We start from the raw sequence: 8369 nt of genomic DNA, 5'->3' as shown, positions 1-8369 counted from the left end.
GCCGGGGCCAGAGCGCGACTCGCTGCCAGAACTCCCGACTCGCGCTGCCAGAACTCCCGACTCGCGCTGCCAGAACTCCCGACTCGCGCTGCCGGAACTCCCGACTCGCGGAAGCCCAGCTCACCCCCGGTCGTGAGTGCGAAGTGCCCCTCTAGCGGCACTTCGCACTCACGGATCAGGAGGCGCGTTCGGACACGCTCGTCGGCGACACCTGGGTCCACCGGCCGTCGAGGCAGCGGACGGTCGCGGCGCCACCGGCCTCCACGAAACGCCCGGCCGCCTCGACGGCACTCTCCACCGCTGCAGGCAAGGACGACCCGCCGGCGAGGGCGGCCGCGAGCCGGCCCGCGAAGGCGTCGCCCGCGCCGCAGGGGTCGCCGCCCGTCACGTCCAGGGCGGGCACCGCGACCCGGTCCGACGCGGTCACCAGGACCGCGCCCCGCTCGCCCCGCGTCACGACGACGGCGTGGCTCTCCCGCCGTCGCCGCAGCTCCGCGGCACAACCCACCGGGTCCCCGCCCGGCAGCCCGAGCGCGCCCGCGGCCTCCTTGGCGTTCGGCGTCATGATCACGCCGGGCACGGGATCGGAGCCCTTGGGGTGCGGGTCCCACACCACCGGCGTCCCGGCCGCCACGGCGTCGGCGAGCATCCGGCGCACCTGGGGATCGGCCGTGACGCCGCGGCCGTAGTCCGAGACCAGCACCGCGCCCGCCCCGTCGAGCGCCCGGCTCAGGTCGGTGCGGACCGTCTCGCCGAACTCGCCGGCCGGGCGGCCGCTGCCCGTGTCCGTGCGCAGCAACGGGCCTTCGGCGGAGTGCCACCGGCACTTGACCGGGGTCCCGCCCGTCGCGGGCCCGGTGATCAGCTCCAGCGCCGGTGCGAGCAGCCCGCGCACCCGCTCGCCGTCCTCCGCGAGGGCCGTGACGAGGGTCGTCCGCACCCCGGACCCGGCCAGCAGCGCCGCCGCCAGCCCGGCCCCGCCCGGCCGCGCCACCTCGCCGGTGACGTCGAGGACGGGGACGGGGGCGTCCGGGCAGAGCCGCTCGACCTCGCCGTGCACGTCGACGTCGAGCAGCACGTCCCCGACGACCACGACGGAGCTCATCGCCCCGCCCCCTCGGCCGCCCGCGCCACGATGGCGCTGGTGGAGTGGTCGGCGAGGTAGCCGAGGATCCGGACCTCCCCGCCGAGGCGCTCCACGACCGGCGTCTCCGGCAGCATCTCCGGGGTGTAGTCGCCGCCCTTGCAGTAGACGTCCGGCCGGACGAGGTCGAGCAGCTCGACCGGGCTGTCGGTGTCGAACGAGGTCACCAGGTCGACCGCGGCCAGCGCGCCGATCACCCCGGCGCGGTCCTCGAGCGGGTTGACCGGGCGCGTCGGGCCCTTGAGCCGGCTCACGCAGTCGTCGCTGTTGAGGGCCACGACCAGCACGTCCCCGAGCTCGGCGGCCTCCCGCAGGTAGGCCACGTGCCCGCGGTGCAGCACGTCGAAGCAACCGTTGGTGAACACGATCCGGTGCCCGGCCGCGCGGTGCTCGGCCAGCACGGTCAGCAGGTCCCGGTGCGACAGCACGCTGCCCGGGTCCCCGGCGGCGAGCCGGCTGGTCAGCGCCGCAGCCGTGCACACCGCGGTCCCCGGCAGCGTCACGACGACGTCGGCGGCGGTCTGCGCCAGCGACAGCGCCTCCTCCCGCGGCGTCCCCGACGCGACGGCGGCGGTCCACGCCGCGGCGAACACGTCGCCGGCCCCGCAGGCGCCCGACGGTGGGGCGTGCTCCCCCGCCGGCCGCCGCAGCGGCCTGCCGTCCGCGGGGAGCCGCACGGACCCGTCGACGTCCAGGGTGAGCAGCACCTCCGACGCCCCGGTGGCCGCGCGCAGCGCCGACGCGTACTCGAGCCCCCACGCGAGCCGGTCGTGCTCGGGCAGGTCGACGCCGAGCACGGCGGCGGCCTCCTCGACGCTCGGGGTGACGGCGTCGGGCCGCAGCTCGGCCCACGGCGCGAGGTCGTGCGCGTCGACGACCAGCAGCGGGATGCGCCCGCGCGCCCGGGCGATCCGCCGCCGGACCGAGGGCGCGAGCGCGCCGAGCCCGTAGTCGGCGACCAGCACCGCGTCCGGCCCGTCGGCCAGCGCCGCGGTGGTCTGGTCGGCGAGCGCGCGGACGGTCGCGCTGCCGGGCAGGCCCGGCGGCACCACGTCGTAGCGGGCCACGGGCTGCCCGGGCGGGTCGCCGGCGACGATGCGGCGCTTGGCCGCCGTCGCGCGGGCCGGGTCGAGCACGCACCGGTCCGTGCGGACGCCGGCCTCGGCCAGCGCCGAGCGCAGCGTGCGGCCGTCCGGGTCGTCGCCGACCGTGCAGACGATCTCGACGTCGGCGCCCAGCGCGGCCAGCGCCACCGCGGCGTTGCCCGCCCCGCCGGGCGCGACCTCCTCGGACGACGGTTCGACGACCGGGACGGGCCCGTCGCGCGCGACCCGACGGGCGCTGCCGCGCACCCAGCCGTCGAGCACGACGTCGCCCAGCACGAGCACCCGGGGCCGCCGGTCGGGGATGCGTGCGGCCGCCGCCACGGAGGCGACCGGGGCGCACGCCACGGGGATCAGGGCCACGAGGGCTCCTCGGACTGGCACACCACCAGCTCGCGGACCTCGCACCCCTCGGGGCGGGTCAGCGCGAACAGGACGGTGGCGGCGACGTTGCGCGGGTCGTTGAGCTTGGCGTCCGGGCCGGGCCGGTACTGCTCGGTGCGGCCGTCGAAGAACGCCGTGTTCATGCCGCCGGGCACGAGCGTCGTGAGCCCGACCTCGCCGGCCAGCTCCGCCGCCAGCGCGCGGCTCATCCCGAGCACGCCGAACTTGGAGGCGCAGTAGGCCGAGGCGTCGGACAGGGCGCGCAGGCCGAGCGTCGAGGCGACCGTCACGATCCGCCCGCGGCGCTCCTTCAGGCTCGGCAGCGCGGCCCGGATGACCGCGGCGGTGCCGAGCAGGTTGACCTTGATCACGCGTTCCCAGTCCTCGGCGGACACGTCGTCGATGCGGCCGCAGGCGTCGGTCCCCGCGCAGGTGACGACGCCGTCGACGCCGCCGGCCCGCTCGACGAGCCCGCGCACGGCCTCCTCGGCGGCGCGGGTGTCGGCCAGGTCGGCGAGCGCGTGGGCGGCGTCGGCGGCCTCGGTCAGGCCGGGCGTCGGGTCGACGCGGTCGACGAGCAGCGGTGTGCCGCCCGCCGTGGCGACGGCCTCGGCGACGGCCCGGCCGAGGCCGGAGGCGGCGCCGGTGACGAGCACCGTGCCGAGCGGACGGGACGTGGGGAGCCCGGGCTCGGCGGCGGGCGTGGTGTGGGGTGCCGTGGTGTCGGTCAGTGTCATGCGGGTCTCCTCACGGTCGTCGGGGCGATCGTCGGGTCGAGGGCGGGTGCCCGGCGGTGGGCCCGGTGCCGGGCCACCAGCCCGGCCGGGACACCCGGCGCGGCGGGCAGCTGCGCCTCGAGGGCCCGGCAGAGCATGTGCACCGCGGCGAGGTGCGACTCCTGCACCGTCGCGGTGTCACCCGGCAGGCAGACGGCGTCGGTGGCGCGCCCGGCCAGGGGGTTCGGGCCGGGCCCGGTGAGGGCCCAGCAGTCCATGTCGAGCTCGCGGGCGGCGTCGGCCGCCGCGAGCAGGTTGGGGCTGCGGCCGCTGGTGGACAGCAGCAGCAGGACGTCTCCGGGGCGGCCGTGCGCGCGGACCTGCCGCGCGAACACCTCCTCGTAGCCGTAGTCGTTGCCGATCGCGGTCATCGACGACGTGTCGGCGTGCAGGGCGATCGCGGAGAGCGCCTGCCGCTCGCCGTCGAACCGGCCGACCAGCTCCGCGGTGAGGTGCTGGGCCTCGGCCGCGCTGCCGCCGTTGCCGGCCGCGAGCAGGCGCCCGCCGCCCGGCAGCAGCCCGGCGAGCGTGGCACCCCAACGCACCAGCGTCGGCGCCGCGGCGCGCAGGGCGGGCAGGGCGGCCTCCAGGCGGTCGACGTGCCCGCCCAGGACCTGGTGAGGAGTCACGTCGGCCATCACCGCACCCCCGTCCGCGCCTCGCGCGACACCGGCGCCCCGGCCTCGCGGCCGGCGATCGCCTCGCGGTAGGCCGCCGCGGTGGACCCGGCGACCTTCGCCCAGGTGTAGCGGGACAGCACCCGGCGACGCCCGGCGGCGCCGAAGTCGGCCACCGCCTGCGGGTCCTCCAGCAGCGCCCGCAGCGCCGCGCCCAGTGCCTTCGGATCCCGCGGCGGGACCAGCAGCCCGGTCTCGCCGTCGACGACCGTGTCCTTCATGCCGCCGACCGCCGTCGCGACGACGGGCCGGCCGCAGGACATGGCCTCCAGCGGGACGATGCCGAAGGGCTCGTACCAGGGGGCGCACACCACGGCGTCGGCCGAGCGGATCAACGCCGGGACGTCGGGTCGCCGGACGGCGCCGAGGAACCGCACCCGGCCGGCGACCCGCATCCGGCGGGCCAGCTCGCGCAGCCGGTTCAGCTCCGGGTCGGCCATCAGGTCCACCCCGGCGGGCGGCCCGCCGGCGACGACGAGCTCGGTGTCGGGGACGTCGCGCAGCGCCTCGACGACCTCGTCGACGCCCTTGCGCCGCACCACCCGGCCGAGCGCGAGCAGCCGCTTCCGGCGACCGCGCCGCGGCGTCGGTCCTTCCGGACCGAACTCCTCGGGGTCCACCCCGCACGGCACCACGGAGATGCGGCGGCGGTTGGCGCCCAGGCGCAGCAGCTCGAACAGTTCGTCCTCACAGGACGCGGTGAGCCGGTCCGCGGTGCGCACCAACGTCTCCTCGGCGGCGATGCGGCCGGACGGGCTGGTGTCGTCCGCGCCCTGCTCGCGCTTCTTGACGTGGCCGAGCGCGTGGAAGGTCTGCACCAGCGGCAGGCCGAGCATGCCGGCCGCACCCCGGGCGGCCAGCCCGGACATCCAGAAGTGCGCGTGGACGACGTCCGGCGGATCGGCCCGCCAGGCCCGCTCCAGCTGCTGGGCCAGCAGCGGGACGAAGGGCACGAGGTCGTCCTTCGGCACGGGCCGCGCGGGGCCCGCGGTGACGTGCCGGACGCGGGCCCCCGGTCCGAACGCGACCACCTCCGGCAGGTCCGGGTCGTCCCGGCGGGTGTGGACGGTGACGTCGTGCCCCGCCCGGCCGAGCGCCAGGCTCAGCTCCCGGACGTGCACGTTCTGCCCTCCCGAGTCCGGTCCGCCGGGCTCGGCGAGGGGGCTGGCGTGTTCGGACACCATGGCGATCCGCATGGGTCAGCTCCTTCCGGTGAGAGCGGGTCTCGGGGCGGGGGCGGGGGCGGTGTCGGTGACGCGGGCGAGCACGCCCTCCCAGTCGTGCAGGAAGCGCTCCACGCCGAAGCGGGCGAGCGCGGCCTCGCGCGCCGCCCGGCCGGCGGCCGCGGCCGCCTCCGGGTCGGCGACGAGCTCGGTGAGCCCGCGGCGCAGGCGGCGCAGGTCGGTGGAACACACGCCGGCGGCCGGGGGCACCCGTTCCGGCGCCTCGGTGGTGCCGACCACCACCACCGGCATCCCGAGCATCATCGCCTCGATCAGCGAGAGCCCGAGCGAGGTCCAGCGTGCGGTGTGCAGGTAGACGCGGCGGCGGGCCAGTTCGGTGTGCATCCGGTGCTGGGGCAGGTCGCCGCAGCTCCGGACACCCGGTAGGTCGAGGTCGTCCGTACCGATGCCGAAGACGTCGACGGGAACGTCGGCCGCCAACCGGGCGACGATGTCCGTGCCCGTGATCCTGTTGCGCCGCAACGGCTCGTTGATGCACGTCGCCGCCGAGGCCAGGTCACCCGTGTACCGGTGCCCGGGGTCGAGGACACCGTGCTCCACCACCGTCGTCGGTGTGCTCCCCGCGTCCCACATCAACGCGTTGAAGTGCGTGACGTGCACGAGCAGCAGGTCGTCGCGATCGGCCATCGGGTGCCGCGTGGTCGCCGCGCCCTCGCGCGGGGCGTTGTGCTCCAGGTAGATCGCCGGCAGGTCGCGACCGGGCACCCGGCCCAGCCACTCCGCGGCCAGCTCGAGCTCCTCCGGCCGCTGCAGCACGACCAGGTCCACGTCGGACTCCGCGAGCTCGGCGGGCGAGCACTCCACAGCGGACGCCGGCCAGTCCCAGGCCGCGGGCCGCCCGCCGCCCCAGGGCCCGCGCTCGGGCAGGGTCGGCAGCAGGTAGCGGTGCGCGCCCTGGACGAACGCCGTCGTCCAGGAGCCGTGCACGTGCCAGATCAGGATGTTCACGCGGGGATCTCCTCCGTGAGGGGTCCGAGGGGAACGGCGGGGTGGATGAGGCGCCGGACGGCCGCGACGACGTCGTCGGGCCGGACGGAGGCGAGACAGGGGTGGCCGGCGACGGGGCACTCGCGCGCCCGGGTGTCCCGGCACGGGGCGTCCTGGTCGCCGAGCAGGACCTGCGGGACCCGGTAGGGCCGCCAGCGCACGGCGGGGACGACCGGCGCGAACAGCGAGACCACCGGGGTGCCCACGGCGGCGGCGAGGTGGGCCGCCGCCGTGTTGCCGACGACGACCGCCGACGCCCCCGCGAGCACCGCCGCCAGCTCGGCCATCGACGTGCGTCCGCCCAGGTCGAGGGCATGGTCGCCGGCGACCTGCGCGGTGAGGTCGCGCTCGCCGGGCCCGCCGGTCACCGCCACGCGCCACCCCTCGCCGGCCAGCCGCCGCACGGCCTCGGCGGCGTGCCCGGCCGGCCACCGCCGGGCGTCGACCGCGGCGCCCGGGTGCACCACCACGTCCGCCGGGGCCTCCGGGAGCGGGGACGGCAGCCGGACGTCCAGCCGGCCGTCGTCGCCGGGCGGGAGGGGGTAGCCGGCGGCCGCGGCGATCGCGCGCATCCGTTCGGGTTCGGGCTGGTCCTCGTCGAGCGTCTCGCCCGGCCGCAGCCGGACGTCGAGCAGCGCGCCCGGGTAGTCCGCCGAGGCGCCGGTGATCCGCGGCACGCCCGCCATCCGCAGCACCAGGGCGAGCGGCAACGGCGACTGGTGGAAGGACGTGAGCACGACGGCCTCGTCGAAGCCGGCCAGGTCGTCGGTCAACGCGTCGATCTCGCCGCGCCGTACCGGCGGCGGGTCGCCCAGCACCCACGGGCAGGCCCACACGCGGACCTCGGCGACCCCCGGCAGGAGCCGGGCCGCCTCCTCCCCCGCGGGCCCGACCAGCATCGTCACCCGCGCCGAGCGCGCGATCGACCGCACCGCGGGCCCGGCGAGGAGCACGTCCCCCGCGCCGTCGAGCCTCGCGACGAGCACCTTCCTCACGCGGCGGCCCCGAACGGTCCGTACATCAGGTGGTCGACGGCCCTGACCAGGTCGGGGGCGACGACGGGCGCCGCCTGGATCTCCTCGACGCGGGTCACCGGCGTCGGGACCAGCACGGCGACGGCGCCGGCGGCGTGGGCCGCCCCGACGTCGGCGCCGATGTCGCCGATCACGGCGACGCGGCACGCCGGCACGCCCAGCTCGGCGGCCGCGGCGAGCACCATGCCGGGGGCGGGCTTGCGACAGGCGCAGCCGTCCCCGGGCGCGTGCGGGCACACCTGCCAGGTGGCGAAGGGCCCGAGCTGCCGTTCGACCTCCCGGTTGACGGCGTCGACGTCCGACCGGCGCAACAGGCCGCGCCCGATGCCGGACTGGTTGGACACGACGCCGACCGGGATGCCCGAGGCGCGCAGCATGCCCAGCGCCCGGCGGGCACCGGGCATGGGCCGCACCGCGGCGGGGTCGTCGCAGTACGGCACGTCCACCACCAGCGTCCCGTCGCGATCGAAGAGGACCGCGGCGGGCGGTGTCCAAGCCGGAGTCATGATGGACGAATCACCGCTGCGGATCCGAGCAAACTCCTCGGCGCAGACTACTACTCTCCGTAGTTCCCGTGACACCGAGTGACGGCCCTGGTTCGTGACCGGGGTCACGGGTATCCGCCGGGGATGTTCGAGAAGCTGCGGTCCCTGTTCGGTCGTCCGCCCACCGCCGAGGACGACGTGCGACCCGATCCGGCCACCGCCCGGACCCGCGAGACCGGCGGCCGGCCCACCCAGCGGGGCGACGCCGCGACGACGACCGGGACCGGCACGACCGAGGACTTCGTCGGCCGCCCGGCCGGTCAGGACGAGGGGATGGCCGGCGAGTCCGGCGCCGAGGCCCGCCGGGACGGGTAGCTCAGCGCGTCATCCGAGCGGCGGTGTCGGGTGACCGACGGCGGGCGCCGAACCAGGCCAGCGCGGCGGCGAGCACGTCCTCGGCGATCGCGCCCGGCCGGTCGGAGCCGAGGCGGCGCGCGGCGGCGGTGCGGGCGCGCTCGCCGAGCACCGCGGCGAC

Annotated in this window: 9 protein-coding genes; 1 reads left to right on the top strand and 8 read right to left on the bottom strand. The window is 77.3% G+C overall.

From position 1 onward, the window contains the following. Positions 1–175 precede the first annotated feature (175 nt). The 8 genes from PKE99_RS06300 to PKE99_RS06265 are packed head-to-tail and all read right to left on the bottom strand — an operon-like array spanning position 176 to position 7855. Positions 176–1105: a PfkB family carbohydrate kinase gene (locus PKE99_RS06300; RefSeq protein ID WP_051738200.1), complete on the bottom strand. Its 930-nt coding sequence runs from the start codon at positions 1103–1105 to the stop codon at positions 176–178. After that, positions 1102–2610 (bottom strand): PfkB family carbohydrate kinase, encoded by a 1509-nt coding sequence (locus tag PKE99_RS06295; RefSeq protein WP_231498411.1) that lies wholly within the window; start codon positions 2608–2610, stop codon positions 1102–1104. Before PKE99_RS06295 ends, PKE99_RS06300 begins: the two co-directional genes overlap by 4 nt. Continuing rightward, positions 2601–3368, bottom strand: a complete 768-nt coding sequence (locus PKE99_RS06290; protein WP_081924685.1) for an SDR family oxidoreductase — start codon at positions 3366–3368, stop codon at positions 2601–2603. Before PKE99_RS06290 ends, PKE99_RS06295 begins: the two co-directional genes overlap by 10 nt. Further along, on the bottom strand, positions 3365–4045 hold the full coding sequence (locus PKE99_RS06285) for a D-sedoheptulose-7-phosphate isomerase (RefSeq protein ID WP_081924686.1): 681 nt from the start codon (positions 4043–4045) through the stop codon (positions 3365–3367). The genes PKE99_RS06290 and PKE99_RS06285 overlap by 4 nt, the downstream gene beginning before the upstream one ends. Beyond that, positions 4045–5280 carry a glycosyltransferase gene (locus tag PKE99_RS06280; protein WP_037052733.1) on the bottom strand — a complete coding sequence of 412 codons (1236 nt, stop codon included), beginning with the start codon at positions 5278–5280 and terminating at the stop codon, positions 4045–4047. The genes PKE99_RS06285 and PKE99_RS06280 overlap by 1 nt, the downstream gene beginning before the upstream one ends. Positions 5281–5283: 3 nt before the next feature. Beyond that, positions 5284–6276, bottom strand: a complete 993-nt coding sequence (locus PKE99_RS06275; RefSeq protein WP_051738201.1) for a glycosyltransferase — start codon at positions 6274–6276, stop codon at positions 5284–5286. Continuing rightward, positions 6273–7310, bottom strand: a complete 1038-nt coding sequence (locus PKE99_RS06270) for a glycosyltransferase family 9 protein (protein ID WP_037052735.1) — start codon at positions 7308–7310, stop codon at positions 6273–6275. The genes PKE99_RS06275 and PKE99_RS06270 overlap by 4 nt, the downstream gene beginning before the upstream one ends. Beyond that, positions 7307–7855, bottom strand: a complete 549-nt coding sequence (locus PKE99_RS06265) for a D-glycero-alpha-D-manno-heptose-1,7-bisphosphate 7-phosphatase (protein ID WP_037052737.1) — start codon at positions 7853–7855, stop codon at positions 7307–7309. The genes PKE99_RS06270 and PKE99_RS06265 overlap by 4 nt, the downstream gene beginning before the upstream one ends. A gap of 123 nt (positions 7856–7978) precedes the next feature. Here PKE99_RS06265 and PKE99_RS06260 point away from each other — a divergent pair, with 123 nt between their 5' ends. Beyond that, positions 7979–8209, top strand: a complete 231-nt coding sequence (locus PKE99_RS06260; protein WP_037052739.1) for a hypothetical protein — start codon at positions 7979–7981, stop codon at positions 8207–8209. Positions 8210–8369: the final 160 nt, after the last annotated feature.

The sequence above is a fragment of the Pseudonocardia halophobica genome (assembly GCF_027922425.1).
GTDB lineage: Bacteria > Actinomycetota > Actinomycetes > Mycobacteriales > Pseudonocardiaceae > Pseudonocardia > Pseudonocardia halophobica.
Note: the sequence above shows the minus strand (reverse complement) of the source record. Positions and strands in the feature narration are given on the sequence as shown.